At 74.2% G+C, this 26,686-nt stretch carries 27 protein-coding genes and 1 riboswitch; of the genes, 13 read left to right on the top strand and 14 right to left on the bottom strand.

Annotated features, from left to right (window positions below):
- Positions 1-217: 217 nt before the first annotated feature.
- A complete protein-coding gene (locus CRP29_RS11885) occupies positions 218-2,062 on the bottom strand; it encodes a phosphoenolpyruvate carboxykinase (GTP) (protein WP_245852748.1) in 1,845 nt (614 codons plus the stop codon).
- Positions 2,063-2,335: 273 nt separating this feature from the next.
- On the opposite strand from CRP29_RS11885, the gene CRP29_RS11880 reads away from it, so the two are divergent.
- Positions 2,336-3,184: an SGNH/GDSL hydrolase family protein gene (locus CRP29_RS11880; protein WP_217991564.1), complete on the top strand. Its 849-nt coding sequence runs from the start codon at positions 2,336-2,338 to the stop codon at positions 3,182-3,184.
- 12 nt (positions 3,185-3,196) lie between these two features.
- On the opposite strand, the gene CRP29_RS11875 is transcribed toward CRP29_RS11880, so the two are convergent.
- Positions 3,197-5,383: an MMPL family transporter gene (locus CRP29_RS11875; RefSeq protein WP_097195240.1), complete on the bottom strand. Its 2,187-nt coding sequence runs from the start codon at positions 5,381-5,383 to the stop codon at positions 3,197-3,199.
- Between the two features lie 172 nt (positions 5,384-5,555).
- Between CRP29_RS11875 and CRP29_RS11870 the strand changes: the two genes are divergently transcribed.
- From CRP29_RS11870 to CRP29_RS11855, 4 genes are all read left to right on the top strand, one after another.
- Positions 5,556-6,152: a TetR/AcrR family transcriptional regulator gene (locus CRP29_RS11870; protein WP_097195239.1), complete on the top strand. Its 597-nt coding sequence runs from the start codon at positions 5,556-5,558 to the stop codon at positions 6,150-6,152.
- A 38-nt stretch (positions 6,153-6,190) separates the two neighbouring features.
- Positions 6,191-6,535 carry a hypothetical protein gene (locus tag CRP29_RS11865; RefSeq protein ID WP_141437115.1) on the top strand — a complete coding sequence of 115 codons (345 nt, stop codon included), beginning with the start codon at positions 6,191-6,193 and terminating at the stop codon, positions 6,533-6,535.
- 140 nt (positions 6,536-6,675) lie between these two features.
- A riboswitch (cyclic di-AMP (ydaO/yuaA leader) is annotated at positions 6,676-6,837 on the top strand.
- Between the two features lie 285 nt (positions 6,838-7,122).
- Positions 7,123-8,025 carry a VldE C-terminal domain-containing protein gene (locus tag CRP29_RS11860; protein WP_245852747.1) on the top strand — a complete coding sequence of 301 codons (903 nt, stop codon included), beginning with the start codon at positions 7,123-7,125 and terminating at the stop codon, positions 8,023-8,025.
- 113 nt (positions 8,026-8,138) lie between these two features.
- The gene (locus CRP29_RS11855; RefSeq protein ID WP_141437114.1) at positions 8,139-8,474 is read left to right on the top strand and encodes a hypothetical protein; all 336 of its coding nucleotides are present in this window, start codon (positions 8,139-8,141) and stop codon (positions 8,472-8,474) included.
- A gap of 17 nt (positions 8,475-8,491) precedes the next feature.
- Here the strand turns inward: CRP29_RS11855 and CRP29_RS11850 are convergent, their stop codons facing one another.
- From CRP29_RS11850 to CRP29_RS11830, 5 genes are all read right to left on the bottom strand, one after another.
- A complete protein-coding gene (locus CRP29_RS11850; RefSeq protein WP_097195236.1) occupies positions 8,492-9,460 on the bottom strand; it encodes an NADPH:quinone oxidoreductase family protein in 969 nt (322 codons plus the stop codon).
- A 76-nt stretch (positions 9,461-9,536) separates the two neighbouring features.
- A complete protein-coding gene (locus CRP29_RS11845; protein WP_097195235.1) occupies positions 9,537-10,403 on the bottom strand; it encodes a siderophore-interacting protein in 867 nt (288 codons plus the stop codon).
- A 51-nt stretch (positions 10,404-10,454) separates the two neighbouring features.
- Positions 10,455-11,999: a succinyl-CoA:acetate CoA-transferase ScpC gene (scpC, locus tag CRP29_RS11840; protein ID WP_217991563.1), complete on the bottom strand. Its 1,545-nt coding sequence runs from the start codon at positions 11,997-11,999 to the stop codon at positions 10,455-10,457.
- A complete protein-coding gene (locus tag CRP29_RS11835) occupies positions 11,996-12,358 on the bottom strand; it encodes a DUF1330 domain-containing protein (RefSeq protein ID WP_097195234.1) in 363 nt (120 codons plus the stop codon). Before CRP29_RS11835 ends, scpC begins: the two co-directional genes overlap by 4 nt.
- A gap of 25 nt (positions 12,359-12,383) precedes the next feature.
- Positions 12,384-12,575: a hypothetical protein gene (locus tag CRP29_RS11830; protein ID WP_097195233.1), complete on the bottom strand. Its 192-nt coding sequence runs from the start codon at positions 12,573-12,575 to the stop codon at positions 12,384-12,386.
- Positions 12,576-12,652: 77 nt separating this feature from the next.
- On the opposite strand from CRP29_RS11830, the gene CRP29_RS11825 reads away from it, so the two are divergent.
- The gene (locus tag CRP29_RS11825) at positions 12,653-14,293 is read left to right on the top strand and encodes a bifunctional 3'-5' exonuclease/DNA polymerase (RefSeq protein WP_097195232.1); all 1,641 of its coding nucleotides are present in this window, start codon (positions 12,653-12,655) and stop codon (positions 14,291-14,293) included.
- Positions 14,294-14,299: 6 nt separating this feature from the next.
- Here CRP29_RS11825 and CRP29_RS11820 read toward each other — a convergent pair whose 3' ends face one another.
- Positions 14,300-14,650, bottom strand: coding sequence for an ArsC/Spx/MgsR family protein (locus CRP29_RS11820; protein WP_097195231.1), 351 nt, complete (start codon positions 14,648-14,650; stop codon positions 14,300-14,302).
- An 89-nt stretch (positions 14,651-14,739) separates the two neighbouring features.
- On the opposite strand from CRP29_RS11820, the gene CRP29_RS11815 reads away from it, so the two are divergent.
- Genes CRP29_RS11815 through CRP29_RS11805 form a run of 3 tightly spaced genes read left to right on the top strand, consistent with a single transcriptional unit; the run spans position 14,740 to position 17,037 of the window.
- On the top strand, positions 14,740-15,564 hold the full coding sequence (locus CRP29_RS11815; RefSeq protein WP_097195230.1) for a sulfite exporter TauE/SafE family protein: 825 nt from the start codon (positions 14,740-14,742) through the stop codon (positions 15,562-15,564).
- Positions 15,565-15,622: 58 nt separating this feature from the next.
- Entirely contained in the window at positions 15,623-16,285 is a 663-nt protein-coding gene (locus tag CRP29_RS11810) for a SatD family protein (protein ID WP_176522936.1), read from the top strand.
- The gene (locus tag CRP29_RS11805) at positions 16,282-17,037 is read left to right on the top strand and encodes a hypothetical protein (protein WP_097195228.1); all 756 of its coding nucleotides are present in this window, start codon (positions 16,282-16,284) and stop codon (positions 17,035-17,037) included. The genes CRP29_RS11810 and CRP29_RS11805 overlap by 4 nt, the downstream gene beginning before the upstream one ends.
- Positions 17,038-17,086: 49 nt before the next feature.
- Here the strand turns inward: CRP29_RS11805 and CRP29_RS11800 are convergent, their stop codons facing one another.
- Together CRP29_RS11800 and CRP29_RS11795 are read right to left on the bottom strand one after the other, a co-directional pair.
- On the bottom strand, positions 17,087-18,901 hold the full coding sequence (locus tag CRP29_RS11800; protein WP_245852746.1) for a helicase-related protein: 1,815 nt from the start codon (positions 18,899-18,901) through the stop codon (positions 17,087-17,089).
- A 188-nt stretch (positions 18,902-19,089) separates the two neighbouring features.
- Complete coding sequence (locus CRP29_RS11795; protein WP_217991562.1) at positions 19,090-20,121, bottom strand: zinc-binding dehydrogenase; 1,032 nt, start codon at positions 20,119-20,121, stop codon at positions 19,090-19,092.
- Between the two features lie 156 nt (positions 20,122-20,277).
- On the opposite strand from CRP29_RS11795, the gene CRP29_RS11790 reads away from it, so the two are divergent.
- On the top strand, positions 20,278-21,105 hold the full coding sequence (locus CRP29_RS11790) for an acyl-CoA thioesterase (protein WP_245852745.1): 828 nt from the start codon (positions 20,278-20,280) through the stop codon (positions 21,103-21,105).
- A gap of 33 nt (positions 21,106-21,138) precedes the next feature.
- Positions 21,139-21,864, top strand: coding sequence for a dienelactone hydrolase family protein (locus CRP29_RS11785; RefSeq protein WP_097195225.1), 726 nt, complete (start codon positions 21,139-21,141; stop codon positions 21,862-21,864).
- Positions 21,865-21,877: 13 nt separating this feature from the next.
- On the opposite strand, the gene CRP29_RS11780 is transcribed toward CRP29_RS11785, so the two are convergent.
- Positions 21,878-22,912 (bottom strand): YihY/virulence factor BrkB family protein, encoded by a 1,035-nt coding sequence (locus CRP29_RS11780; protein ID WP_245852744.1) that lies wholly within the window; start codon positions 22,910-22,912, stop codon positions 21,878-21,880.
- A gap of 108 nt (positions 22,913-23,020) precedes the next feature.
- Between CRP29_RS11780 and CRP29_RS11775 the strand changes: the two genes are divergently transcribed.
- Together CRP29_RS11775 and CRP29_RS11770 are read left to right on the top strand one after the other, a co-directional pair.
- Entirely contained in the window at positions 23,021-24,052 is a 1,032-nt protein-coding gene (locus CRP29_RS11775) for an LLM class flavin-dependent oxidoreductase (protein WP_097195224.1), read from the top strand.
- The gene (locus CRP29_RS11770) at positions 24,049-24,855 is read left to right on the top strand and encodes an alpha/beta hydrolase (RefSeq protein WP_097195223.1); all 807 of its coding nucleotides are present in this window, start codon (positions 24,049-24,051) and stop codon (positions 24,853-24,855) included. The genes CRP29_RS11775 and CRP29_RS11770 overlap by 4 nt, the downstream gene beginning before the upstream one ends.
- Positions 24,856-24,885: 30 nt before the next feature.
- On the opposite strand, the gene CRP29_RS11765 is transcribed toward CRP29_RS11770, so the two are convergent.
- From CRP29_RS11765 to CRP29_RS11755, 3 genes are read right to left on the bottom strand one after another with little or no spacing between them, the layout of a single operon-like run.
- Positions 24,886-25,329 carry a PaaI family thioesterase gene (locus CRP29_RS11765; RefSeq protein WP_245852743.1) on the bottom strand — a complete coding sequence of 148 codons (444 nt, stop codon included), beginning with the start codon at positions 25,327-25,329 and terminating at the stop codon, positions 24,886-24,888.
- A 38-nt stretch (positions 25,330-25,367) separates the two neighbouring features.
- Positions 25,368-26,039 carry an enoyl-CoA hydratase-related protein gene (locus CRP29_RS11760; protein WP_097195222.1) on the bottom strand — a complete coding sequence of 224 codons (672 nt, stop codon included), beginning with the start codon at positions 26,037-26,039 and terminating at the stop codon, positions 25,368-25,370.
- Positions 26,040-26,076: 37 nt separating this feature from the next.
- Entirely contained in the window at positions 26,077-26,685 is a 609-nt protein-coding gene (locus CRP29_RS11755) for a TetR/AcrR family transcriptional regulator (protein WP_097195221.1), read from the bottom strand.
- Position 26,686 lies beyond the last annotated feature (1 nt).

Here is a 26,686-nt window from a genome sequence, read left to right as displayed (position 1 = left end):
CCGTCAGCTGTCTCCACCCGATAAGACGCATCGAGCACCCGCCGGCGCTGCATGATCGCCGCCGAGTGTGACGAACTCGTGGTCATCGGGCGCTGATCACCACGAGTTCGTCGCACTCGGCGCGGGGGGAGGGGGCATGCGACAGGGCCCGGTGGATCGGCGAGCTGCCGATCCACCGGGCCCCGGTGCGTTCAGGAGGGTGTGAGCCCTCCGCGGATCACTTCGCCTCGGCGTCCAGGGCGTCGGAGACGCGGCGGTGCGCCGCCCAGATCTCCTCGGGCATGTCGCGGAACAGCGAGAGGTGCTGCTCGCGGTGCCCCATCTCCTGCTGCCAGCGATGGGTGTCGATCGACAGGAGCGTCTCCAGGTCGTCCGCGCGGAGGTTCTCCATGCCCTCGAGCTGGAGCTCCTCCTTCGTCGGGACGATGCCGACCGGCGTCTGCCGTCCGGTGACCTCGCCGTTGCGCAGCTGCATGAGCCACAGCAGCGGGCGGAGGTTGTCCCGGTAGCCCGGCCACAGGAAGCGGCCGTCGTCGCCCCGCTGGAACCAGTTCACGTGGGCGAAGATCGGCTGGTCCTTCGCGGCACCGATGATCTTCATCCAGTGCTCGGCGTACCGGCCCTCGGAGTAGGCCATGAACGGCCGCATCGACATCGGGTCGTAGCGCAGGACGCCCTCGGTGCCCTCGGCGGCGAAGGTCGCCTCCGCGCCCAGGGTGAGGCCGTCGTAGACGCCCTCGGCGAGGTCGGTGATCGCGCGGATGAGCGGCTCGCGGTCCCGGGTGCGCCCGCCGAAGATGATCGCGTCGACCGGCACGCCCTTCGGGTTCGTGTAGTCCGGCGCGATGTTCGGGATGTTGGCCAGCGTCGTGGTGAACCGGCTGTTCGGGTGGGCCCAGGGCTCGTCCTTCGCCGCCTCGGAGCGCTCCGAGATCAGCTCGCCCTTCCAGTCGCGCCAGCCGGTCACGTCGGCGGGCGGGGTCTTGCTCTTGCCCTCCCACCAGACGTCCTGCGTCTGCTCGTTGTAGGCGACGTTCGTGAAGATCGTCCCGGTGCCCTCGGAGATCGCCTCGACGGCGGTCGGGTTGGTGGCCTCGTTGGTGTCCTTCGCGACGCCGAAGGCGCCGAACTCGGGGTTGATCGCGTAGACGCGGCCGTCCTCGGGGTCCACCCACAGCCAGGCGATGTCGTCGCCGTAGAAGTGCACCTGGTAGCGGTCACCCAGCGCGTCGGGCGCCAGGATCATGGCCAGGTTCGTCTTGCCCGACGCGCTCGGCATGCCACCGCAGATGTGGTACGTGCGGCCGGTCTCCTTGTCGGTGATCCCCAGCAGCAGGAACTGCTCGGCGAGGAACTTGCCCGAGGCCCAGCCGTCGTAGGTCGCCTGGCGCAGGCCGTGGGCGATCTTGCCCAGCAGCGCGTTGCCGCCGTAGGACGAGCCGTAGTGCAGGATCGTGCGCTCGTCGGCGATCGTCACGAAGTAGCGCTGGTCCTCGGCGGTGCCCTGGCCCAGGTTGTCCAGGTCGCCGGTGACGTGCACGCCGCGGACGAAGTACTCCGGGTCGGCGAGCTCGTTGACGTACTCCACGCCGACGCGGGCCATGCGGATCATGTGCAGCACGACGGTGCGGGTGTCGGTGAGCTCGACGCCGGTGGCGTAGGGCTGCAGCGGGGAGCCGGGCGGGGCCATCACGTAGGGGACGACGTACATCGTCTTGCCCGCGGACTTGCCGGCCATCCGCTCCTCGAGCATCGGCCGCATCTCCGACGCCGGGCGCCAGTTGTTGTACTCGCCCCTGTCAGCGGCGTCGTGCGTGGCGACGACCGTGCGCTCCTCGGAGCGGGCGGTGTCCTTGGGGTGGCTCCGCGAGTAGTAGCGGCCCTTGCCCGCCGGCAGCAGCTCGCCGGCCTCGAGCGCCTCGGCGATCAGGCGCGCGTCGTCGGAGGCGTTGACGACCTCGACCCGCTCGGCGCCGGTGTGCTGCGCCCAGTGCTTCACATAGGACCGAACGGCTTCGTTCGTCAGCCCGGCTTCGTCCAGAACCGCGTCTATGGCAGTCACGAGGATCCTCTCCATCCGCTACGACCCACCTTCTCTTCCCAGGCGGGATCCAGCCACCGCGGCACTCGCGCGCCTGCGGGGCGGCCCCGTGATCGGGAAACTCCGGGAATGGTGTCAGGCCTGTTACGGCAGGAGTACGTCGGGAGGCCTGCGGGCCGTCGCCGGGCATCCGGAAGGAGTACTTTCCCCGCTCGCGCGTGTGACCTCCGTAACGCCGGGGACCGCCCGTCGTTGTCCCGGGCGGTCTGTCCCCGCCCCGCTGGAGTGCCCCCCGTGCGCCGTCTCGCTGCCTGCCTGTCCGTGCTCTTCGCGGCTCTGGTCCTGATCGCGCCCCCGGCTGCGGCCGGCGGTCCGGTCCGCTACGTGGCGCTGGGGGACTCCTACAGCGCGGCCTCCGGCGTCCTGCCGCCCGACCTGACCGCGCCGCCGCAGTGCCTCCGCTCGACGGCGAACTACCCGCACGTCATCGCCGCGGCCACCGGCGCGCAGCTGACCGACGTCACCTGCGGGGGCGCCGACACCGGTGACTACCTGACCGGGCAGTACCCGGGGGTGGCCCCGCAACTGGACGCGGTCACGGCGGACACCCAGGTGGTCACGATGACCATCGGCGGCAACGACAGCGGCGTGTTCATCGACTCGATCATCCGGTGCGGCATCGCGGGGGCCTCGACGCTGGGCACCGGCAGCCCCTGCAAGGACCAGTACGGCTCGTCGTTCCAGGACACCATCACGACGACGACCTACCCCGCGCTGGTCCAGGTGCTGAAGGCGGTGCGCGCCAAGGCCCCGCGGGCCGAGATCGCGATCCTCGGCTACCCGTCGATCCTGCCGGCCAGCGGGGGCTGCTTCGCGCAGATGCCCGTCGCCACCGGTGACGTCCCCTACCTGCGCGGTGTCCAGGCGACCCTCAACGACGCGATCGAGCGGGCCGCCAAGGTTGCGGGCGTCACCTACGTCGACATGACCCGGGTCTCGGAGGGGCACGACGCGTGCCAGCCGATCGGCGTGCGCTGGATCGAGCCGGTGCTGCTGGGCACCAACCCGGTCGTCGTGCACCCCAACGCCCTGGGTGAGGCGCAGATGGCGGCGCAGGCCATGCAGGCCCTGCGCCGCCTCTGATCCGCGCTCCGGTCAGACGGGGACGGGCTCCCGGGCGGGCTCGTCCTCGAGCTCGCGGGTCAGCTTCTCGCCCTCGACGTCGACGTTCGGCAACAGCCGGTCCAGCCAGCGCGGCAGCCACCAGGCCGAGCGGCCCAGGAGCGACAGCACGGCCGGGACGATCGTCATGCGGATGAGGAAGGCGTCCACCGCGACACCGAACGCCAGGGCGAAGCCCATGGTCTTGATGATCGGCTCGCCGGACAGGATGAAGCCGGCGAAGACGCTGATCATGATCAGGGCCGCCGCGGTGACCACGCGGGTGCCGTGGCGCATGCCCCCGACGATCGCCTCGTCGGGCGAGGCGCCGTGGACGTACTCCTCGCGCATGCGGGTCACGAGGAACACCTCGTAGTCCATGGCCAGGCCGAAGAGCACACCGATCAGGAAGATCGGCAGCAGGCTGATGATCGGGCCGGTGGACTCGACGCCGAAGAGCCCGCCGAGCCAGCCCCACTGGAAGATCGCGACGACGGCACCGAAGGTCGCGACGACGCTGAGCAGGAAGCCCAGCACCGCCTTCAGCGGCACCAGGATGCTGCGGAACACCAGCAGCAGGAGCAGGAACGCCAGCCCGACGACGACGAGCAGGTAGGGCAGCATCGCGGCGTTCAGCTTGTCGGCGACGTCGATCGTGACCGCCGTGACGCCGGTGACGGCGAGCGAGACGCCCGCGTCGGCGCGCAGGTCGGGCTTCAGGTCGCGGATGGTGTTGACCAGGTGCTGCGTGGCGTCGGTCGACGGGCCGCTGCCCGGGATGACGGTCATGACCGCGGTGTCGCGCGCCTCGTTGAACTGCGGAGGGGCGACGACCTCGACGTCGTCCAGGGCGGCGATGGCCGCCTGGGCCTGCTCGGTGCCGGCGACCGCGCCGTCGGCCCCGGAGCCCTCGACGAGGACCAGGAGCGGGCCGTTGAACCCCGGACCGAAGCCCTCGCTGAGCTGGTCGTAGGCCTGGCGCTGGGTGGTGTCCGGCGCCGAGGTGCTCTCGTCGGGCAGCCCCAGCTCCAGGTCCAGCGCCGGGACGGCGACGACGAGCAGCGCGCCGGCGGTGACCAGGAGGGCGACCAGCCGGTGGCGGATCAGGGCGCGCCCCCAGCGCTCGCCGAAGGGCGACGTCGCCGTCTCCTCGGCCTCGAGGCGGGCGCGCCCGCGCTTGCCCAGGATCCGCAGCCCGGCGAAGCCCAGCATCGCGGGCAGCAGGGTGAGCGCGATGACGACGGCGACGGCGACGGTGCCCGCGGCGGCCAGGCCCATGGCGGTGAGGAACGGGACGCCGACGACGGAGAGCGCGGAGAGCGCGATGACGACCGTGAGGCCGGCGAAGACGACCGCCGAGCCGGCGGTGCCCACGGCGCGGCCTGCGGCCTCCTCCGGTTCCCGGCCGAGGAACAGCTCGTGGCGGTACCGGGACACGATGAACAGCGCGTAGTCGATGGCGACCGCGAGGCCGAGCATCAGGGCCAGCGTCGGGGTGCTCGAGCTCAGCTCGACGAAGCCGGTGGCGATCGTGACGCCGGAGACCCCGAGGGCGACGCCGATGATCGCGGTCAGCAGCGGCAGCCCCGCGGCGACCAGGGAGCCGAAGGTCAGCGCCAGGACGAGCGCGGCGACGAGCAGCCCGATGACCTCGGCGGCGCTCTGCTCGGGCACGCCCTGGGTGGCGTCGCCGCCGAACTCGACCTGCAGGCCGGCGCTCTCCGCGCTGCGCCCGGCGTCGAACAGCGCCTCGCGGTCGCTCTCGGTGACGTCGATCGTCTGGATGTCGTAGGCCACCTGGGCGTAGGCGGTCTGCCCGTCCGCGGCGACACCGTTCTCGACGAACGGGTCGGTCACCGACGCCACGTGCGGCGCCTGCGCGACCGCCGCGAGCGCCTCCTCGATCGCCACGCGCTGCGCGCCGTCGACCAGGGTGGCGTCGTCGTCGACGGTGAAGACGACGCGGGCGGTGGCGTTGTCCGCCGCCATGCCCATCTTCTGCTCGAGGGTGTCGAACGCCGTGATGGACTCGACGCCCGGGATGGTGAAGGAGTCCGAGGTCGGCCCGGACAGCGTGGCCGCGCCGGCGCCGAAGAGGGTGAGCAGCAGCACCCAGGCGAGGGTCACCAGGCCGCGGCGCCGGAAGGAGAACCGGCCGAGCCGGTAGAGCAGGGTTGCCACGAGATCTCCTGGGTCGGGGTGGCCCCGCGCTGCGCCGGAGCGGCGGCGCGCGGGGCTCGGGTGCGTCGACGAGTCCGACGTACCGGCGTCCCGAACAGTAGCCGGGCGGCTAGGCTGTACCTAGCCGCTCGGCTAGGTGAGATGGACCACGTCAGCGGACGGAAGAGGAGCGATGAGCGGAACAGCGGGCACGAAGCACGCGGAGGGCACGGCTGATCGCGGTGTCGGCGCGGGCCGTACGCGGGTCGAGCAGGCGGCGCTCCGGCTCTTCGCCGAGGAGGGCGTGAGCGAGACCTCCCTGCAGAAGATCGCCGACGCGCTCGGCGTCACCAAGGCCGCGGTCTACTGGCACTACCGGTCCAAGGACGAGATCGTCCTCGCCGCCCTGCGGCCCGCCCTCGACGAGCTGGAGCGGCTGGCCGACGCCGCATCGGCCGAGCGCAGCCGGCGCGGCCGGGTCGAGCTGCTCGTCACCGGTGTCGTGGACCTGCTGATCAGCAACCGCGGAGGCCTGTCGGTGCTCATGGGTGACGTCGCCGTCCGGCACCTGCTCGAGCAGAACCCCGCGCTCATGGGCGTGCTCCACCGGATCCTCGAGCTGCTCGCCGGCCCGGATTCCGACCGCCGCGTCGCCGCGGCGCTGTTCCTCGCCGGGCTCCCCGGCCCGGCCGCCGACCCGGGCGGCGCCGCGCTGGACGACGCCGTCCTGCGCGAGCACCTGATCGACTGCGGGCGGCGGCTGCTGCTCCCGCGGCGTCCCGCGCGCTAGCCTGCCGCCGTTCCGCGCTCCCCATCGAGGAGGCCGACGTGTCCGGATCCGCGCCGAGAGGCCTCCAGGACGTGTTCGACGCCGCGGTCGCCCGGTTGCTCGCCGCGCATCCGGACGACGAGCGGCGGTCCATGCTGCGCTCCCCGGGGGTCGCGGCGGGTGGCCGGTTCTACGGGTTCGCCACGGCGACCGAGCTGACCGTGAAGCTGCCGGCCGACCGCGTGCGCGAGGTGATCGCGGACGGGCGGGGGCAGCCCTGCTCGCCCCGGCCGGGCCGGCCGATGCGGGAGTGGGTGCAGATCCCGGCACCCGACGAGGAGGCCTGTCTCGGGTGGCTGCGCGAGGCGCGCGCCTTCGTGGCCGGGAGGACCGCCGCGCGCTGACGCGGATCGAGTGGCGAGATGTGCCAACGGCGAGAGGCGTGTCACGCTCGCGACACGCCGCCGCCGATTGTCACGGAACCGTAACGGTGGTTACCGTGGCTGCAGTCCGCACGGCCGACACGTCCCCATCCGGGGAGACCGGACGGACACCGCTGAGTCGCGTCCCGTCGTCCGAGACGGGTGCGAGCCGGGGACCCATCGCAGTCCTGGGGTGAATCCGGACCGGTCTCCCGACCGGTCGGGTAGGGCACTTCTGAGCCCGAATCCGTCAGCTAACTCGGCAAGCGGTATCGGAAGAACGGAGAGCCGCCGGATGGCGCGCCCCTGCACCGCCGCACGACCCCGGACCACCCGCCACCACCAGCCCTGGGTTCGCCCGCACAGCTGAGCGCCGCCTGCCGCTCCCCGCACGCGCCGTCCTCCCCGACGCCCGCGCCCCGGCACGTCTCGCGCACGCCACCACCGGTGGCCTGCCCGCGCGTCCCGGCCTGCCCCGGAGCCGCAGTTCCGCAGACCGCACACCCGTCGCAGCCCTCGTCGTCCCTGGTCGGACGCCGCTGCACGCACCCTCCGGAGCACCCGCACCCATGCACCCCCGCACCATCCTGAACGCCCTGCACCTCCGCCCCGCCGCCGATCGACGTCCCCCCACGGCCGGCCGTCGGCCGGCCGTCTACCTGGGCGTGGCCGTCGCCGGCGCCGCCGTCGTGAACCTGGTCGTGGGCAGCGGCCCGGCCGCGCACGCCGAGGCGGTGCAGTCCGAGTCGGTGAGCGTGGCCGAGCAGCTCGGCGTGGACGGGACCGCCGGCCCCGCCGACGTCGTCCGCGGGCTCGGGCCGCTCGCCGGGCTGGCGGCCAGCCGCAGCAGCCGCGAGGACGCCGAGTTCGCGGCCCAGCTCACCCAGGCCGCCGCCGACCAGGCGGTGCTCGACCAGCAGCGGGCCGAGGCCGAGGCCGCCGCCCGGCGGGCCGCCGAGGAGGCCGCCGCGAAGCGCGCCGCCGAGCTCGCCGAGCTCGCCCAGCTGGCCGAGCTGGCCGCCGCGCAGGCCAAGGCCGCCGCGCTCGCCCCTGCGGCGAAGACGCCGGCCGCCGCCGTCGCGGGCGCCGCAGGCTCGGTGGCCGCCACCACCCGCGCGAAGATCAGCAACAGCGCCGGGGCGATCAACCCCCGGGCGCAGGCGGCGGCGGACGCCGTCGTCAGCAACGTGCCGGGAGCGGCCTCGATCACCCTCGGCGGCACCCGCGCCAGCGCCGCCGACCCGGGCGGGCACCCCTCCGGCCTGGCGGTGGACTACATGGTGCTGTCGAACAGCGCGCTCGGCGACGCCATCGTGGCGTACCACGTGGCCAACTGGAACGCGCTCGGCGTCGACTACATCATCTGGAAGCAGCGGATGCTCAGCTCTCCCGGCGGGGCCTGGAAGCAGATGGAGAACCGCGGCAGCCCGACGGCCAACCACATGGACCACCCGCACGTGAACTACCGCTGATCGTGCCCCCGGGCGCGGTCGGGGCCACCGCCGGGAGCGGCACTAGTGTCGACGCTCCCGGGCGGCGGTTCTCGCCGACGCCCGACCCGGAGACCGACCTGGAGGATTTCGCCGTGTCGACCACCGGCCGTGGACGGGGCATCGACGACGAGGAGTCGCCCGCGGCTCCGCCGATCCCGTCCTTCGCCTCGCTGCGCGCTCCGCGCCGCACGCACGCGGCGCTGGACGTGCTCCTGCCCCCGGCCGCGCGGGAGCCGGCCGCCGCCGTCGAGGTCCCGGCCGTGCGGACCCCGGTCGTCGAGCCGGTGCCGGTGGTCGACCGGCGGGTCCGCCCGGCGGTCGCACCACCGGCGACGCCCCGGCCGGCCGAGTGGCCCGACCTGCTGCACTTCGGGGTGCGGGTCGCCACCACGGCACTCCGCCGGCTGCGGCGCCTCCTGGGGGAGTAGCGCCGCAGCCCGGGAGCTCAGCGGACGCGCAGGAGCACCTTGCCGGCGGCACGCCGCTCGTCGAGCTCGGTGACGGCCGCGACGACGTCCTCGAGCGGGTGCACCGAGCCCAGGACCGGGTCCAGCTTGCCGCTCTCCAGCAGCGGGTAGAGCTCGTCCCACTGCTCCTTCGGGAAGCCGGGCGCGCCGGTGGACCAGAAGGCCCCCCAGCCGACGCCGACGACGGAGACGTTGTTGAGCAGCAGCCGGTTCACCTTGACGGTGGGGATCTCCCCGCCGGTGAAGCCGAGCACCAGGATCCGGCCCTCCCGGCCCAGGCTGCGCAGCGAGTCGGTGAACCGGTCGCCACCCACGGGGTCCACGACGACGTCGACGCCGCGGCCGCCGGTGAGCTCCTTGACCGCGTCGCGGAAGCCGTCGGCGGGCACGATCTCGTCGGCGCCGGCGGCGCGGGCGACCTCGCCCTTGGCGTCGCTGGAGACCACGGCGAACACGCGGGCGCCGTAGGCCTTGGCCAGCTGGACGGCCGCCGTCCCCAGGCCGCCGGCGGCGCCGTGCACCAGCACGGTCTCGCCCTCGCGCAGCTGCCCGCGGCGGCGGAGCGCGAAGTGCATGGTCAGGTAGTTCATCGGCAGCGCGGCGCCCTGCTCGAAGCTGACGCCGTCCGGCAGGGCGAAGGTCAGCGACGGGGCGGCGGCGACGACCTCGGCGAAGCCGCCGAGCGACGGGAAGGCCGCGACCCGCTGGCCGGCGGAGAACCCGCTGCCCTCGGGGGCGGAGCGCACCACGCCGGCCACCTCGCTGCCGGGGGTGAACGGCAGCGGCGGCTTCATCTGGTACTCACCGCGGCTCTGCAGCACCTCGGGGTAGGTGACCCCGGCGACGTGCACGTCGATGAGGACCTTGTCGCCGGCCTCGGGTTCGGGGACGTCGACGACCCGGATCGCCCGGGGGCCGTCGAGGGTGGAGATCTGGGCGGCGCGCACGGGTCCTCCTGCAGTGGGGGTCGGTGGTCCTCCCGAGCTTGTCAGACGCCGGGACGACGCCGTTGCCCCCCGGGGCTCACGCCGTCGCGGGGGCCTCCTCGGCCTCGATCCGGGCGTTCCACTCCTGCTTCGTGGACTGCCAGCCGTCCTCGGTGTCGCCGCGACGCCAGTAGCCGGAGATCGACGTCCACTCCGGCGCCAGGCCGTACAGCCCGCGCAGGTGGCGGCGCAGCTCGCGGACGGCGTAGGCCTCGCCGTGCACGAACAGGTGCCCGCGGCCGGCCGGCAGCTCCGTGGCGAGGACGGCGGCGACGAGCGCCTCGCCCGGGGCGGCGTCCCCGCGGTGCAGCCAGCGCAGCTCGGTGCCGGGAGAGAGCGCGAGGTCCTGCTCCTCCTCGGGGCCGGCCACCTCCACGAACGCCAGCGCACGCGTGCCGGTGGGGAGCCCGTCCAGGGCGGCGGCGATGGCGGGCAGCGCCGCCTCGTCCCCGGCGAGCAGGTGCCAGTCGGCGTCCGGGTGCGGGCGGTAGGCGCCGCCGGGGCCCATGAACTGGATCCGGTCACCGGGCTGCGCGGCGGCGGCCCACGGCCCGGCCACGCCCACGTCGCCGTGGTGCACGAAGTCGATGGTGAGCTCGCCGGTCGCGGCGTCCCAGGCGCGGACGGTGTAGGTGCGGGTCACCGGCCACTGCTCCGGCGGCAGCTGCGCGCGGAGCTCGTCGACGTCGTAGGGGGCCCGGTAGGAGGCGCCGGCCGGAGGCAGCTGCAGCTTGACGTAGTGGTCGGTGAACTCGCCGGCCGGGAAGCCGGCCAGCCCCTCGCCGCCGAGGACGACGCGGATCATGTGCGGGGTGATCCGCGAGGTGCGCAGCACCTCGGCCACGCGCGCCGTGCGCTTGCGGGGCGGGCGGCCGCCGGGGTTGCCTGGTCGTGCCTCGGTCATGCGGGAACCCTAGCCCGAGTGTGGTTAGGGTGCCCTCACCCGGGGTGGTCCTCAGGGCGGCAGCATCGTGCCGGTCTCGAGGAAGCGGGTGTGCCAGCTCAGCGCCTCGCCCAGCAGGTGGGGGGTGTGCCGCCCGTAGGCCCTGTGCTCCGCCCGGTCGGCGTAGTCCTGGAGCAGCGGCCGGAAATCGGGGTGCGCGCAGTGCTCGATGACCGCCCGGGCCCGCTTCCGGGGTGGCAGCCCGCGGAGGTCGGCGAGGCCCTGCTCGGTGACCAGCACGGAGACGTCGTGCTCGGTGTGGTCGACGTGGGACACCATCGGCACGATGCTCGAGATGACGCCGCCCTTGGCCGTCGACGGGCTGAGGAAGAACGACAGGTACGCGTTGCGCGCGAAGTCGCCCGAGCCGCCGATGCCGTTCTGGATCCGGCTGCCCATGAGGTGGGTGGAGTTGACGTTGCCGTAGATGTCGGCCTCGATCATCCCGTTCATCGCCAGCACGCCCAGCCGCCGGACGAGCTCCGGGTGGTTGCTGATCTCCTGCGGCCGCAGCACGATCCGGTCGCGGTACCGGGCTGCGTTGTCGTGGAACTCGACGACGGCCTCGGGCCCGAGCGAGAAGGCGGTCGCCGAGGCGACGGAGACGGTGCCGGACGTCAGGAGGTCGAACATCCCGTCCTGGATCACCTCGGTGAAGGCGGTCAGCCCCTGGAACCCCGAGACGTCGAGGCCGGCCAGCACCGCGTTGGCCACGTTGCCGACGCCGGACTGCAGGGGGAGCAGGCGCTCCGGCAGCCGGCCGCGGGCGACCTCGTGCTCGAGGAACTCGACCAGATGCCCGGCGATGCGCCGGGACGTCTCGTCCGGCGGTGCCAGCCGGCTGTTGCGGTCGGGTGAGGAGGTCTCGACGACGGCGACGACCTTGTCCTCCGGGCAGCGGAGGTAGGGGATGCCGATGCGGTCACCCGGGGCGGTGAGCTGGATCGGCCGGCGGTCCGGCGGGAGGGCGGTGCCGTAGTAGATGTCGTGCAGGCCCTCGAGATCGGCCGTCTGCCACGAGTTGACCTCGAGGATCACCCGGTCGGCCCGGTCCAGCCAGGTCTTGTTGTTGCCGACGGACGAGGACGGGATCAGGTCGCCGTCCGCGGTGATGCCGCTGACCTCGACGACGGCCACGTCGAGCGGGCCGAGGAACCCCTCCCAGGCCAGCTGCGCGACGTGCGAGAGGTGGACGTCGAGGTAGTCCATCTCACCGGCGTTGATCTTCCGGCGGGTCACCGGGTCGGACTGGTAGGGCAGTCGCAGGTCGATGCCGTCGGCCGCAGCGAGCACGCCGTCGAGCTCGGGAGCCGTGGAGGCGCCGGTCCAGACGTTGACCCGGAACGGCGTCCCAGCCGCGTGCGCCGCGCTGATCCGCGAGGCGAGGGCCTCCGGGACCGCCTTGGGGTAGCCCGAGCCGGTGAAGCCGCTCATGCCCACCGTGTCGCCCGGGGCGATGAGCGCGGCGGCCGCGTCGGCGGGCACCACCTTGCGCGCCAGCCCGGCGTGCCGGATCCGGCCGGCCGCTACGGCACCGGCCCCTCCCGTGGCCGTCACCAGGGCGTCGTGGCCTGCAGGACCGCCTCGGTCAGCGCGCGGGTCCTCAGCGCGGTGACCTCCTGGTACTCCGGGTCGGCCACCATGCGGCTGAAGGCCTGGCGGGACGGATAGCGGATGAGCAGCACCGCGTCCCAGTCCTGCCCGGCCTCGGCCACCAGCGCGGTGGAGCCCTCCCCGGCGTAGAGGATCTCGCCGCCGTAGCGGGGGAGGAACGTGGTCCGGAGCGCCTCGGCGTACTGCGCGTAGGACTCCCGGCCGCCGTCGGCGTAGCGGAGCAGGTTGAGCATGACGACCGGCCCGCCCGGATCCTCCTGCAGATAGCGCTTCAGGTCCGTGCCCCGGGGATCGATCGCCATGCCGCACGCTAACCCGTGGCGCGATCTAGCTGCGCTGCAGTTGCCGGAGCGTCTGGACGACGTAGACGACCGACAGCACGAAGAACGCGGCCCCCACGACCGCCCGCACCTGGTCGTCGGTGGCGCCCGACCGCCGCGCCACCGGCGTCGCGACGGCATCGGCGACCTTGGCTCGCCAGCCCTGCAGGCCGGCCTTCCCGAACGAGACGGCATCCATGCGAGCGGTCCTACCCCGTCGCGGCGCGGATCAGCCGCGGAGCCGGCGTCGTCGTACCCGTCGAGGACACTGCGGGGGTGAACCGGATCGTCCTCGTGCGCCGCCACGGCGAGGTGGAGGTCCGGGAGGGGGACGGCGTCGTCCGGCTGGCCGGCGACGCGCTGCCGGGGTTCGTCGCCGAGCGCGAGGTCGGGGCCGAGCCGGTGCGCTGGGTCTGGGACGACACGACCCGCTGGTACCCGGCGCTACTGGCGCGGGGCGTGCGGGTGGCGCGGTGCACCGACCTGCGGCTGTGCCACGCGCTGCTCCGGCGGTCCCCGTTCGTCGACCAGGCCCTGCTCGTCGGCGACCAGGCGCCGGGCTGGGACTCGCTGCAGCCGGTGACCGCCGTCGACCCCGGGCTGTTCCCACCCGAGGACCCGGCCGACCGGCTGGACCCGGTCGACGAGCACGAACGGCAGCAGGCGGCGCTGGCCGGATCGGCCGAGCGCGGCCGGTTGGGGCTGCTGCTCGCCGCCGAGTCCTCCGGCGCGCTGGCCGCGGCCGAGATGACCTTCGCCGGGCTGCCCTGGCGGGCCGACGTCCACGACCGGCTGCTCACCGAGCTGCTGGGCCCGCGGCCGGCGGCGGGGCAGCGGCCGGTGGCGCTGGAGCGGCTGGCCGCGGAGGCCCGGCGCGCGCTGGGGGCACCCGGGCTGAACCCCGATTCGCCGGCGGACCTGCTGCGGGCGCTGCACGCCGCCGGGCTGCCGGTGGCCGACACCCGCTCCTGGACCCTCGAGCAGGTCGAGCACCCGGCGACGCCCGCGCTGCTGGAGTACCGCAAGCTCTCCCGCCTGCTGACGGCCAACGGCTGGGCCTGGCTCGACGCGTGGGTGCGCGGCGGCCGGTTCCGCTCGTGGTTCGTGCCCGGCGGCGTCGTCACCGGGCGCTGGGCCTCCAACGGCGGGGGGGCGCTGTCGATGCCGACCCAGGTGCGCCCGGCCGCGATCGCCGACGAGGGCTGGCGGTTCGTGGTCGCCGACGTCGCCCAGCTCGAGCCGCGGGTGCTCGCCGGGATGAGCGCGGACACCGCGATGGCCGACGCCGCCCGGGGTGCCGACCTCTACCAGGGCATCGTCGCCGCGGGCGTGGTGGCCACCCGTGCCGAGGCCAAGGTGGGGATGCTCGGCGCTCTCTACGGCGCCACCCGGGGCGAGAGCGGGCGGATGATGCCGCGGCTGACCCGCCGCTATCCGCGGGCAATCGGCCTGGTGGAGGAGGCGGCCCGCGCGGGCGAGCGCGGCGAGGTGGTGCGCACGCTGCTCGGCCGGGGCTCGCCGCTGCCGGCGTCCGGGGACGCCGACGGCGCCGATCTCGGCGAGGCGCCCGACGACGCCGGCCCGCGCGGGGACCGCGACCGGCAGCGCCGCGCCTGGGGCCGGTTCACCCGCAACTTCGTCGTCCAGGGGACGGCGGCGGAGTGGGCGCTGTGCTGGCTGGCCGACCTGCGCAACCGGCTGTGGGAGCTGGGGGAGGGGGAGCTGGCGGCGCGGCCGCACCTGGTGTTCTTCCTCCACGACGAGGTGGTCGTGCACACCCCGGAGCACCTGGTGCCCGAGGTGACCGAGGCCGTGCGGCAGGCGGCGGCGGGAGCGGGTCGGCTGCTCTTCGGGTCGTTCCCGGTCGACTTCCCGCTGGACGTCTCCGTCGTCCGGTCCTGGGCGGACGCCTCCTGATGCGGGTCAGGCGCCGGTGATCTCGCGCAGCGTCTCGTCGTCCCGGGCCACCCAGGCGCGGCCGTCACCGGCCAGCACGATCGGCCGCTGGATCAGCTGCGGGTGCTCGACGAGCAGCCGGATCCAGACGTCGGGGTCGTGCGGCAGGTCGGCCACGCCGAGCTCGCGCGCCAGCGGATCGGCCGTCCGGGCGACGTCCCACGGCTCGTGGCGCAGCGCGGCGAGCGCCGCGCGCAGTTCCACCGCGGTGGGCGGGTCGTCCAGGTAGCGACGCAGCGTGTGCTCGATGCCGGCGTCGTCCAGCCGGTCGCGGGCGGCGCGGCTCTTGGAGCACGACGGGTTGAACCAGACCTCCACGCGGCCAGCCTAGGGCGGTGCGCCGGTGGGGCGGCCGACGTGATGAGGTGGTCCGGCCCACCGGGACGGCGGGCCGGGGGAGGAGAGGGATGAGCGACCTGCTCGCGGTGGACGTCCTGCCGGAGGGCCTCGGGGTCGCGACCCTCGTGCTCGTGCTCCTCGCCGGGCTCACGGCCGGGTTCATCGACGCCGTCGTCGGCGGTGGCGGCCTGGTGCAGCTCCCGGCGCTGCTGCTGGTCCCGGGCATCAGCCCGGTGGAGGCGCTGGCGACCAACAAGCTCGGCTCGGTGTTCGGCACGTCCACCAGCGCGGTCACCTACTACCGCCGCGTGCGCCCCGACCTGCGGACCGCGCTGCCCATGGCCGCCGTCGCGCTCGTCGGCAGCTTCGGCGGCGCCTCGGTCGCCTCGCTGCTGCCGGCGAGCGTGTTCAAGCCGGTCATCGTGGTCGCCCTCGTCGGCATCGGTGCGTTCACCCTGCTGCGGCCGGCGCTCGGCGATGTCACCGCTCTGCGGCACGCCGGCCGCCGGCACCACGGGACGGCGGCCCTCATCGGCGTGGCCATCGGCTTCTACGACGGGATCCTCGGGCCGGGCACCGGGTCGTTCCTCGTGTTCGCGATGGTGTCGCTGCTGGGCTACGCGTTCCTCGACGCCAGCGCCAAGGCGAAGATCGTCAACTGCGCCACCAACCTCGGGGCACTGCTGTTCTTCGTGCCGAACGGCTACGTCTACTGGGGCCTCGGCCTGCTGCTGGGCGCGGCGAACATGCTCGGCGGCTACCTGGGTGCGCGCACGGCGACCGCCCGCGGCAGCGGCTTCATCCGCGTCGCGTTCCTGGTCGTCGTGAGCGCGCTGGTGCTGCGGGTCGGCTGGGACGTCTGGCAGGAGAACCTCGCCCCGATGTGGGAGTGATGGGCCGAACATTCTCCTTATAGTTGCCCCATTATCAGTCTGGGGCTAATGTATTGCCGTGACCACCCACGTCTTCACGGTGCTCGGCGATCTCGTGGCCTCGAAGAGCCACGAACGACGCGGTGAGGTGCAGGACCGCGTGGTGGCCGCGTTGTCGGAGGTGGACGGCATGCTGCCCGGCGTGCAGCCCCTGGAGGTCACCATCGGCGACGAGTTCCAGGGCGCCTACGGCACGCTCGCCGACGCCGTGCGGGCGTCGCTGCTGATCCGGCTCACCCTGCTGCCCGAGGTGGACTCCCGGTTCGGCATCGGCAGCGGGCCGGTCACGGTGTTCGACGCGGACCGGCGGCCGATCTCCCAGGACGGGCCCGCGTGGTGGGCGGCGCGAGAGGCGATCGACCACGTCCACCGCTACCAGCAGCGCAGCGCGCACGCCCGGGGCGTCCGCACCTGGTTCGTCCCGGGCCCTCCCGGCGGGGGCGAGGACGCCTCCGTCGCGCAGCGCTTCGTCAACGCCCACCTGCTGTGCCGTGACGCCCTGGTGCCGCGGGACGACGCCCGGGCGGTCGCCCTGCTGCGCGGCTGGGTGCTGGGCCGGACCCAGGTGGAGCTGGCGGAGGAAGCGGGCATCTCGCAGTCCGCGGTGTCGCAACGGCTGGCCCGGATGGGCGCGTTCGCCGTCCGCGACGCCGCCGAGCTGCTGGCGGGGGAGCCGGCATGACGTGGCTGGGGCTGGCGCTGGGCACGCTCGGGGTCGTCGACCTCGTCCGGTGGAACCGCGAGCGGCTGGACCGTCGCACGGTCGTCGGGTTCGCCGTCGCGGGCGGCCTGGTCGTGTTCCTGCTGCTCCTGGGCGGCGTCGGGCTCTGGACGGTCGCCGGGACCACCGCGGCGGTGCTGGTCGCGGCGGTGGCCTGGGTGACGGCGTCCGATGCGGCGCTCCGCCCCGGAGGGTTGCTCTGGCCGGCCCTGGTCGTCCCGCTCGTCGTCGTGGCGGGCGCCCTCGTGCTCAGCCCGTGGTCCCCGGACCTCGGCGGGCCGCTGGCCGACTGGTACGCCGACCTGCCGTGGGCGGCAGTGGCGGACCAGCCGGTCGAGCGGGCGGTAGCCGTCCTCGGCTACGGCGTGGCCCTGACCGCCACGGGCAACGTCCTCGTGCGGCTGGTCCTCACGGCCTCGGGCAGCAAGGTCCGGCGCAGCGAGCAGCAGATCAAGGGCGGCCGGGTGCTCGGTCCGATGGAGCGCCTGCTCATCCTCGGCCTGGGGCTGGCGGGCGAGCTCGGGGCGGCGTCGATCATCGTGGCCGCCAAGGGCCTGCTGCGCTTCCCCGAGCTGCAGTCCTACCGGGCGCAGCAGGGTGACGACGGCGCCGACGAGGCGTCAGGGCAGCGCATCGACGTCCTCACGGAGTACTTCCTGATCGGCTCCATGACCAGCTGGCTGCTGGCGCTGCTGAGCCTCGCGGCGGTATGAGCCCACAGCTTCTGACCCGCCGTCCATAAGCGGGGCAGGGCCGACCGGCTCAGCCCCGGCGGGAGCGTCCCCGCGGGCCACCCTGGCGCCCGCCGAGGGCGCGGCCGGCGGCGCGGCCCGCGGCCCGCTGGCCACCGGGCCGGCGGTCGCGGTCGCCGCCCGAGCGGCCGGCAGGACCGCCGCTGCACGGGCGGCAGGTGGTGAACCAGGGCGCGATGGCCGAGCCGCAGGTCGTGCACTTGCCCGAGAGGCCCAGGGCGATCGCGCCGGGGAGCAGCTCGGTGATCATCTCCGCGCACTCCTCCTCGACCCAGGCGGCGTCGTCGCTGTCCAGGCCGCCGACGCCGGGGAACTGGCGGAGCAGCGTCTGGGCGTCGCGAGCGGCGGCGGCGGCCTGCTCGTACTCCTCGACGGTCCCGCCCCGCGGGACGTCGGGGAGCACCGTCTCCGGCTGCACCGGCAGGCCGACGGCGTGCTCGAGCGCGGCGCGGGCCAGCACCAGCCAGCGGGTGCGGCGCGGCGGGTTGTAGTCGATGGCCAGATTGACCAGGCGCCACACCGTCTGGAGGTCGCCGGCCGCGCCGAGCGGGCCGCGCAGCAGCGGGAGCAGCGCGTGCACCCGCAGCACCAGGCTGGTGACGTCGTCGGCGGTCATGGCCTCGTCGCGGGTGGCGGCGCGCGCCCAGGCCATCCAGCGGGTCAGCGCCTCGGGGAGGTCGACGGCCTCGAACGCGCCGAGGTCCTCCAGCTCGGGCCGCAGCCGCGGCGCGCGCTTGGGCAGGTCGCTCATCTCGTCGCCGCGGGCCACGGCGGCGCCGTTCGCGACCAGGCCGCCCACGGGCTTGAGCCCGCTGACGCCGATCAGGATGCCGACGGTGCCGTGCCCGGTGAGGCCGTAGCGGCCGGCCCGGCCGGCGATCTGGGCGGCCTCCCAGGTGCGCAGCGGGCGCACCTCCTGGCCGTCGAACTTCGACGTCTCGGCGAACAGCACGCTGGTGGCCGGCACGTTGATGCCGTGCCCGATCACGTCGGTGGTCACCAGGACGTCGAGCGCGCCCTCGGTGAACCGGTCGATGACCTCGCGGCGGGTGGCCGGCGGCAGGGCGCCGTAGAGGACGCCGACCTTGCCCGGCCGGTGCTGGTCGAGCTCGGCGGCCGCGGCGTAGACCGTCTTGCGCGAGAAGGCGACGACGAGGGTCTGCGGGCGCACGGCCTCGGGGCGCACCGGGGCGCGCAGCACGTCGAGCCGGGACAGCCGCTTGTGGTTGACGACCTCCACGTGCTCGGCGTCGGAGACCAGCGGCTTGAGCACCAGGTAGGCCTCGGCGGCGGAGATCAGGTGCATCGTGCGGTACTCGCCGGTGAGCAGCAGCCGCGCCCAGTGGTGGCCGCGGTCGGGGTCGGTGACCCAGTGCGCCTCGTCCAGCACCAGCATCTCGCCGCGCGGCGGGGCCTTCTCGACGGTGCAGCAGACGATCGGTGCGAACGGGTCGATCTCCTCCTCGCCGGTCGACAGCCCGACCGAGCCCTCGGGCAGCAGGGCGGAGAGCTTGGCGTAGGCCTCGTGGGCCAGCTGGCGCAGCGGGGCGGCGTAGACGCCGGAGCCGGCCTTGGCCAGCGCCTGCAGCGACTCGTAGGTCTTGCCGGAGTTGGTGGGGCCGAGGTGGAAGACCACGTCCTCGGGCCGGGTCGTGCGGGTGGGCAGTGCGGGCTCGGCGCCCTCCACCCAGCTCTGCTGCGCCAGCTTCTCCTCGCGGGCGGCCGCACGGTCGGCGTCGCGGGTGGCGTTCTGGCGACCGGCGGAGCGTTCGCGGCGGCGGACCGTCGGCAATGGTGTGGCGGTCCGGGGCTGGTTGTCGGGCAAGCAGTGTCCTTCGAAAGGGCTCGTCTGGGGGTGGGGTCGACGCCATCGCAGGCGGACCGTCACACGGAGCAACAGCGGGGGCGGCGGGTTCATGCCCGGGGCTGTCTGCTCTCCGGGCCCGCGCGGGCACCCCCATTGTCCACGGACCGGCGGTGCGACCTGCGTCGCACCGCCGATCAGCGGCCCGTTCAGGGCTTGACGAGGATCCGGATCGGGTTGCCGTCGCGCTCCTGGAGGCGGCGGATGCCCTCGCCGACGTCCTCCAGCGAGACCACGCCGCTGATGGAGCGGGACAGGTCCAACCGGCCGGAGGCGACCAGCTCGGCCAGGATGCCGATGTCGGTGCCCTGGTAGCCGAGGTGGCCCAGCGCCTGCTTGCGGGAGAGGCCGAAACCGAGCGTCGTCCCGACGGAGGCCTCCTCGCCGCTCAGCCCGACGACGACGACCCGGCCGCCGTTGGCCAGCATCGCCATGCCCTGCTCGAAGGTGGCCTTCAGGCCGACGGCGTCGAAGGCGACGTCGAGCATGCGGCCCTTCGTCGCCTCGGCGATCTTCGCCTGGAGGTCCGGGTCGCGGGAGTCGAAGGCGAAGTCCGCTCCGATCTCCAGCGCCCGCTCGCGGACGGCCTCCTCCAGGTCGAGGGCGATGATCGGGTTGGCGCCGACCAGCCGGGCGAGCTGCACGATGTGCGTGCCGACGCCGCCCACGCCCCAGACCCCGACGGCCTCGCCGATGCGGACCTGCCCGGTGTGCACCACGGCGCCGAACGGCGTGGAGACCGCGTCGGCCAGGATCGCGGCCTGGTCCATCGGCACCCCGTCGGGCACCTGGGTGAGGCCGAATGCGCCGGCCAGCGTGTACTCGGCCCACGCGCCGTCGTAGGCGAAGGCCATCAGCTGGATGCTCAGGCACTGCCCGCCGCGCACGCAGGCGGCGCACGTGCCGCACGGGCGCCCCGCGGCGGGGATCACCCGGTCGCCGACCGACCAGCCGGTCACTCCCTCGCCGAGCTCGGCGATCGTGCCGGAGGCCTCATGCCCCTGGGTGATGACGTCAGGGGTGCCCAAGCCGCCGAAGACGCCGTCGATCAGGCTCAGGTCGGAGTGGCAGATGCCGCAGTACTCCACCTTGATCAGCACCTGGCCCGGGCCGGGCTCCGGGATGGGGACGTCCTCCACCGCCCACTCGCCGGTGGCCTTGTAGAACCGCTGTGCGCGCATCGTTCCTGTCACGGAGCACTGCCTCTCGTCGGCGGGGGAGCGCCGGCTGGTCGTGGACGGGTCGGCGGACAGTGTGCTGGTGAACCGGTGACGTGCGTCGCACCCCCACGTCCGTATCGTCGCGGCGGCGATCCGATCCCGACCGAGGAGAACCCAGTGCAGCGCGAGCCCGGGGCCGCCCCAGCAGAGTCCGAGCCCACGGTGCTCGACGTCCTCGACCTCGAGGAGATCGACCGCGACCTCTACCGCAGCACGCTGGTCTTCGCCGACCCCTTCCCGCTGTACGGCGGCCAGGTGGCCGCGCAGGCGCTGCTCGCCGCCGGCCTGACCGTCGGCGAGGGCCGGCTCCCGCACTCGCTGCACGGCTACTTCCTGCGCAGCGGGGACGCCGCCCGGCCGACGATCTTCCGCGTGGAGCGCGACCGCGACGGCGGCTCGTTCTCCGCCCGCCGGGTGGTCGCGGTGCAGGGCGGCGAGGTCATCTTCAGCATGGCGGCGTCCTTCCACGCCGGTGGCGTCGGACCGGACATCCCGGTGCAGGAGATGCCGGACGTCGAGGCGCCCGAGACGCTGCGCAGCCACGGCATGCCGCGGCTGTTCTCGATGGAGAGCCGCCGGCCCGGGCAGGCCGACGAGACCTGGCGGCTGCCGACCCGCTTCTGGTCCCGGACGACGGTGCCGCTGCCCGACGACCAGCTCGTGCACGCGTGCGTGCTGACCTACCTCTCCGACATCGGCACGGGGCTGGCGAACATGCCGCAGGACGAGGCCAGCCCGGGGCCGACCCTCGACCACGCCGTCTGGTTCCACCGGCACGCGCCGCTGGACGAGTGGGTGCTCATGGACATGGAGCCGGGCACGGTCGCGGGTGGACGCGGCTGGTACACCGGTGCGATCTTCACCGCCGGCGGCACCCTCGCCGCCAGCTTCACGCAGGAGACCCTGTTCCGGGCGGGCAAGAACCCGTTCCGCCCGGGCAGCTAGTCCCGGTCCCACCACCCGCCTCCAGGAGGCCCCGTGCCCGACATCTCGATCCCCGGCGCCGCGAGCGCACCCGAGCTGAGCGGGTACCTGGCGGTGCCGCCGACGGGGGAGGGGCCGTGGCCGGCCGTCGTCGTCGTGCACGAGGCGCTCGGCCTGAACGACGACACCCGGCAGCAGGCCGACCGGCTGGCCGCCGCCGGCTACCTGGCGGTCGCGCCCGACCTCTTCACCGCCGGCGGGACGCTGCGCTGCCTGCGCTCCACCTTCCGGGCGATGCTGCAGGGGCAGGGCGCGGCCTTCGGCGACCTGGAGGCGACCCGCCGCTGGCTGGTCGAGCGGGGGGACACGACCGGGCGGGTCGGCGTCGTGGGGTTCTGCATGGGCGGCGGCTTCGCGCTGCTGGCGGCCACCCGCGGCTTCGACGCGTCCGCAGCGAACTACGGCGCCGTCCCGAAGAACGCCGAGGAGGTGCTCGCGGGTGCCTGCCCGATCGTGGCCAGCTACGGCAAGCGGGACCGGATGTTCCGGGGCGCCGCCGCGGAGCTCGAGGGAGTCCTCACCCGGCTCGGGGTGCCGCACGACGTCAAGGAGTACCCCGACGCCGGGCACTCCTTCCTGAACCGGCACAACGTCGGCCCGTTCAGCGTGCTGGAGAAGGTGGCCGGCCTGAACTACCACCAGCCCTCCGCCGAGGACGCCTGGGCGCGCATCCTGCGGTTCCTCGACGAGCACCTGCGCACGGAGCAGCCGGCGGGCTGACGGCCGGGTACGCCTAGCCGGACCTCTCGCCGGGGTGCGGCGGCACGCTGTCGGCGACGACGGCGCCCCGCTCGCCCGGCGGGCGCTCGGGCCCGACGGTGGAGTCCCGTGCGGTCTGCCGCTCGCTCTCGGCGTTCACCGTGGCGCCCACGATGACCAGGAAGACGCTGAGCCACAGCCAGAACATGCTGATCGCCACGCCGCCGAGGGAGCCGTAGGTCGTCTCGTAGGAGCCGAGGCTCTGCACGTAGGCGAACAGCGCCACCGACGTGGCCAGCCACAGCGCCGTGGCGAACGCGGCCCCACCGCTGATCCACCGCCAGCGGGCCCGCTCCCGGTCCGGCGCGAAGCGGTAGAGGACGGCGAGCACGAGGGCGAGCGCGACGGCCAGCGCCAGCCACAGCAGCGCCGGCGCGAGGGGCCGCAGCGGATCGGGCAGGCGGTCGAGCTGCCGGGACAGGGCTCCGGTGCCGGCGATCACCCCGCCGAGGACCAGCGCGCCGCCGAGGACGAACGTCACGGCGAGGCCGGTCCTGCGGAGGAAGCTCCGGGACTCGGTCTCGGAGTAGGCCAGCGTCAGCGCGTCGATGAGGTAGGTGGCGGCGGTCGTCGCGGTGACGAGGGCGGCGGCCAGGCCGCTGAGCCCGCGCCAGGTGAGCACCTGCGTCGACGCCGTCGTGATGGTCGTGAGCTGCTCGGCGACCAGGGGCTCGAGCTCCGGCGGCAGCACCTCCGCGACGGAGGAGAGCTGGTCGAGCGCCTGGTCCGGGGTGTTGACCGCGCCGTAGACCGACAGCGCCGTCACCAGCAGCGGCGCGATGGAGAGGATCGCGAAGAACGAGACGGCGGCGGCGAGCGCCATCAGCCGGTCGTCGAGGACGTGCCGCGCGGCCCGGGAGAGCACCTGCAGCCACCCCCGCACGGGGATCCGGTGCGGGGCGTGCGCGTCGTGCCCGTGCCCGGAGGCCCGACCCGCAGTCCGCGGCCCGGCCTTCCCCGGCAGCGCTCTCGCCATGTCCGGGTACTGCCCCCGCGGGCGCCCGGCCACGCGGCCCACCCGTCCCGGACTCGCGATCGGCCGACGTCGGGCGTCCCTGCTTGACTGGGCCGGTCCGCGCCGCGCCCGGCGCGGGCGAGCCTTCGAAAGGGTCGGTCCATGCACCTCGGCGTCGACAGCTTCGTCTCGGCGGTGACCGACCCCGCCACCGGCCACCTGGTCGGACCGGAGGAGCGGATGGAGCACCTCCTCGAGGAGATCGAGCTCGCCGACCGCGTCGGGCTGTACTCCTTCGGCATCGGCGAGCACCACCGCCCCGAGTACTACGACTCCGCGCCCCCGGTGATCCTCGCCGCCGCGGCCGCGCGAACGTCCCGCATCCGCCTGGGCAGCGCCGTGGCCGTGCTCAGCGCCGCCGACCCGGTCCGGGTCTTCCAGCAGTTCGCCACTCTCGACCTGATCTCCAAGGGCCGGATCGACCTCGTCGTCGGCCGCGGCTCGTTCACCGAGGCGTTCCCGCTGTTCGGCCTGAGCCTGGCCGACTACGACGAGCTGTTCGCCGAGAAGCTCGAGCTGCTGCTGCAGATCCGCGACTCCGAGCGCGTCACCTGGTCGGGCCGGCACCGCCCGCCGCTCACCGGCCAGGGCGTCTACCCGCGACCGCTGCAGGACCCGCTGCCGATCTGGGTCGGCGTCGGCGGGACGCCGGAATCCTTTGTGCGCGCTGGGCTGCTCGGGCTGCCGCTGATGGTCGCGATCATCGGCGGCGAGCCGCGTCAGTTCGGGCCGCTGATCGACCTCTACCGCCGGGCCGGTGCGCAGGCCGGGCACGCGCCGGAGAAGCTGCAGGTGGGGCTGCACGTGTTCGGCTTCGTCGCCGAGAGCACCCGGGCGGCGGCCGACACCATCTACCCCGGCTGGCACGAGATGTTCGAGAAGGTGTCCCGCGAGCGCGGCTTCTCCCCGCCCAGCCGGGCCCAGTTCGACGCCACCAGCGGCCCGAACGGCGCGTTCTTCATGGGCGACCCCGACACGGTGGCCGAGAAGCTGGTCCGCATCGCCGGGCAGCTCGGCGGCGTCGACCGGATCTCGCTGCAGATGACCAACCCCCGGCTGGCGCACGCCGACCTGCTGCGCGGCATCGAACTGCTCGGCACCGAGGTCGCGCCCCGCGTGGCGGCGTCGGCATGACCGCGGCCGGGGAGTGGACGCTGGACGGGCACGCCGGACGGCTGGCCGGCCGGACCTGGACGGGCGACTCGTCCACGCACGTGGTGCTGCTGGCCCACGGCTACGGCGAGCACGCGGGGCGGTACGACCACGTCGCGGCTGCGCTGGTGGACGCCGGAGCGGTCGTGCACGCGGTCGACCACGTCGGGCACGGGAAGAGCGACGGCGACCGGGTGGTGATCGCCGACTTCGAGCGGGTCGTCGACGACCTTCACCTGGCAGACCTGCAGGCGCGCGCCCAGCACCCGGGCCTGCCCGTGGTGCTGATCGGCCACTCCATGGGCGGGCTGATCGCGGCCCGCTACGCGCAGCGGTACGGCGACTCGCTGGCCGCCGTCGTGCTGTCCGGTCCGCTCGTCGGGGCCTGGGGCGGCGCCCGGCTCCTGGAGCTCGACGAGATGCCCGACGCCCCGCTGGACAGCACGACGCTGTCCCGCGACCCGTCCGTCGGAGCGGCCTACGAGGCCGACCCGCTGGTCTGGCACGGCCCGTTCCGGCGGACCACCGTCGAGGCGATCGCACGCTCGCTGGCGGCGGTGCAGGCCGGTCCGTCGCTGGGCGCGCTACCGCTGATGTGGGCGCACGGCGAGGCCGACCGGTTGGTGCCGGTCGAGGGCAGCCGCGTCGGCATCGAGCACCTGCGCGGGGAGACCTACGCCGAGCGGCTGTACCCCGGGGCGCAGCACGAGATCTTCAACGAGACCAACCGCGACGACGTCCTCGCCGACGTCGTGGCGTTCATCCGGGAGGCGCTCCGGAACTAGGGCGGCCGGTCGGGCCGGGAGCCGGGGGCGTCAGAGGATCAGGCAGGTGGTGCTGCCGTGGGCCACCAGCTTGCCGCGCTCGTCGAGCACCTTGCCCTCGGCGGTGGCGACGCGGCGGCCGACGTGGACGACGAGGCCCTCGGCGGTCAGCCTCCGCCCGTCGACGGGCACCGTGCGGATGTAGTTCACCTTCAGCTCGAGCGTCGTGTAGCCGACCCCGGCGCCCAGGGTGGTGTGCACAGCGCAGCCCATCACCGAGTCGAGCAGCGTCGCGGCAATTCCGCCGTGGGTGTTGCCCAGGGGGTTGGCGAAGTCGGGCCGGGTGTCGAGGGAGATGACGACGCGCCCGTGCTCCACCTCGTCGAACTGCAGGCCCAGGAGCCGGCCGATCGAGGGGACGTCGACCGGACGTTCCCTCTGCACCCAGAGCATCAGCTCCAGGCCGGTCATGGTGGTGGGGTCGGCGGGGGGCATGGCGGAACTCCTCGGGTGGGCGGTCGTCGGTGGGTTGCTCAGCCGCGTGGCGCGGTGCGGTCCCGCAGGACCCGGAGGGCCGGCTCGTACATGCGGGCTTTCACGGTGGCGAGGGTGCCGCCGGCCTTGCCGGCGTGTGCCGCGGCGATGCGCACCGCCGTCGACCGGACCGCGTCCTCGTCCACCGCCTCGTCGACGATGCCGGCAGCGAGGGCCTCGGCGCCCCCGTAGCGGCGCCCGGTGGTCATCGCGACGTGCGCCGTCTGCGGCGCGAGGCGGGCCTGGATCAGCGCCGACATGCCCGGGGTGAAGGGGATCTGGATGTCCACCTCGGGCAGGCACCAGAACCCGCGGTCGGCGCGCATGACGCGGAGGTCGTGCGCCAGGGAGAGCATGGCGCCCGCGGCGAAGGTGTGCCCCTGCAGGGCGGCCACGGTGACGACCCGCAGGCCGAGCACGCGCGCGAACAGCGCGTGCACCCGGGCGACGTAGTCCTCGTGCCGGTCGGGGTGGGCGAGCAGCCAGTCCAGGTCCAGGCCGTTCGAGAAGAACTTGCCGGTGGCGGTGGTGACCAGCGCGCGGGCGCCCTCGGTCTCATCCACGGTGTCGAGTGCGGCGTCCACCGACGCCAGCCAGTCGGGGTGGAAGCGGTTCTCGGTGTCCCCGAGGTCGAGCACGAAGACGTCGTCGATGCGGTCGAGCGTGGGCATGGGGGTTCCTCCGGGTCGGAGACGGATGGGGACGAGGTCAGGCCGGCAGGCCGCAGGCGAGCACGGCGGCGACGGCGGCCGCGAGCTGGTCGCGGGTTGCCTGCCGCACGTGCCCGGCGCGGACATCGGGGAAGAGGAGCGCCGCCGGCAGGCGGACGACGCAGGCGGTGATGACGTCGACAGGGGCGGCGCCGGCCCGGCCGAAGACGGCACGGGCGAGCGTGCGGAGCGTGTCGAGGAGCGCGGCGTCCAGGGCGCGCAGCCGGTCAGCGACCTCGATGGGCAGGGCGTCGGTGAGGACCTCGTCGCGCTGCAGGACGACGAGCAGGTGCGCTGCGCGCAGGTCCCTCTCGGCCAGCTGGGCCGTCGTGTCGGCCGCCGCCTGCACCGCTCCCCGGGGATCGTCCCGGAGCAGGGCGGCCTCCACGGCTGCGCGCTGGAGGGCGAGGAACTGCTCGGCCCGGCGCAGCCATGCCCGACCGACGACCGCCTCGAGCGAGCCGAAGGAGTGGTAGATGCTGCCGTTCGACGCGCCTGCCCGCGCGGCCAGGGCACGGATGGTCAGCGCGGCCCGCCCCCCTTCGGCCAACAGCTCCTCGACCGCGTCGAGGACCGCCTCGGGCGCATGCAACTGGGGACGGGGCACG

Origin of the sequence: Blastococcus aggregatus (genome assembly GCF_900221005.1) — a bacterium.
In the GTDB taxonomy this organism is placed as follows: domain Bacteria; phylum Actinomycetota; class Actinomycetes; order Mycobacteriales; family Geodermatophilaceae; genus Blastococcus; species Blastococcus aggregatus.
Note: the sequence above shows the minus strand (reverse complement) of the source record. Positions and strands in the feature narration are given on the sequence as shown.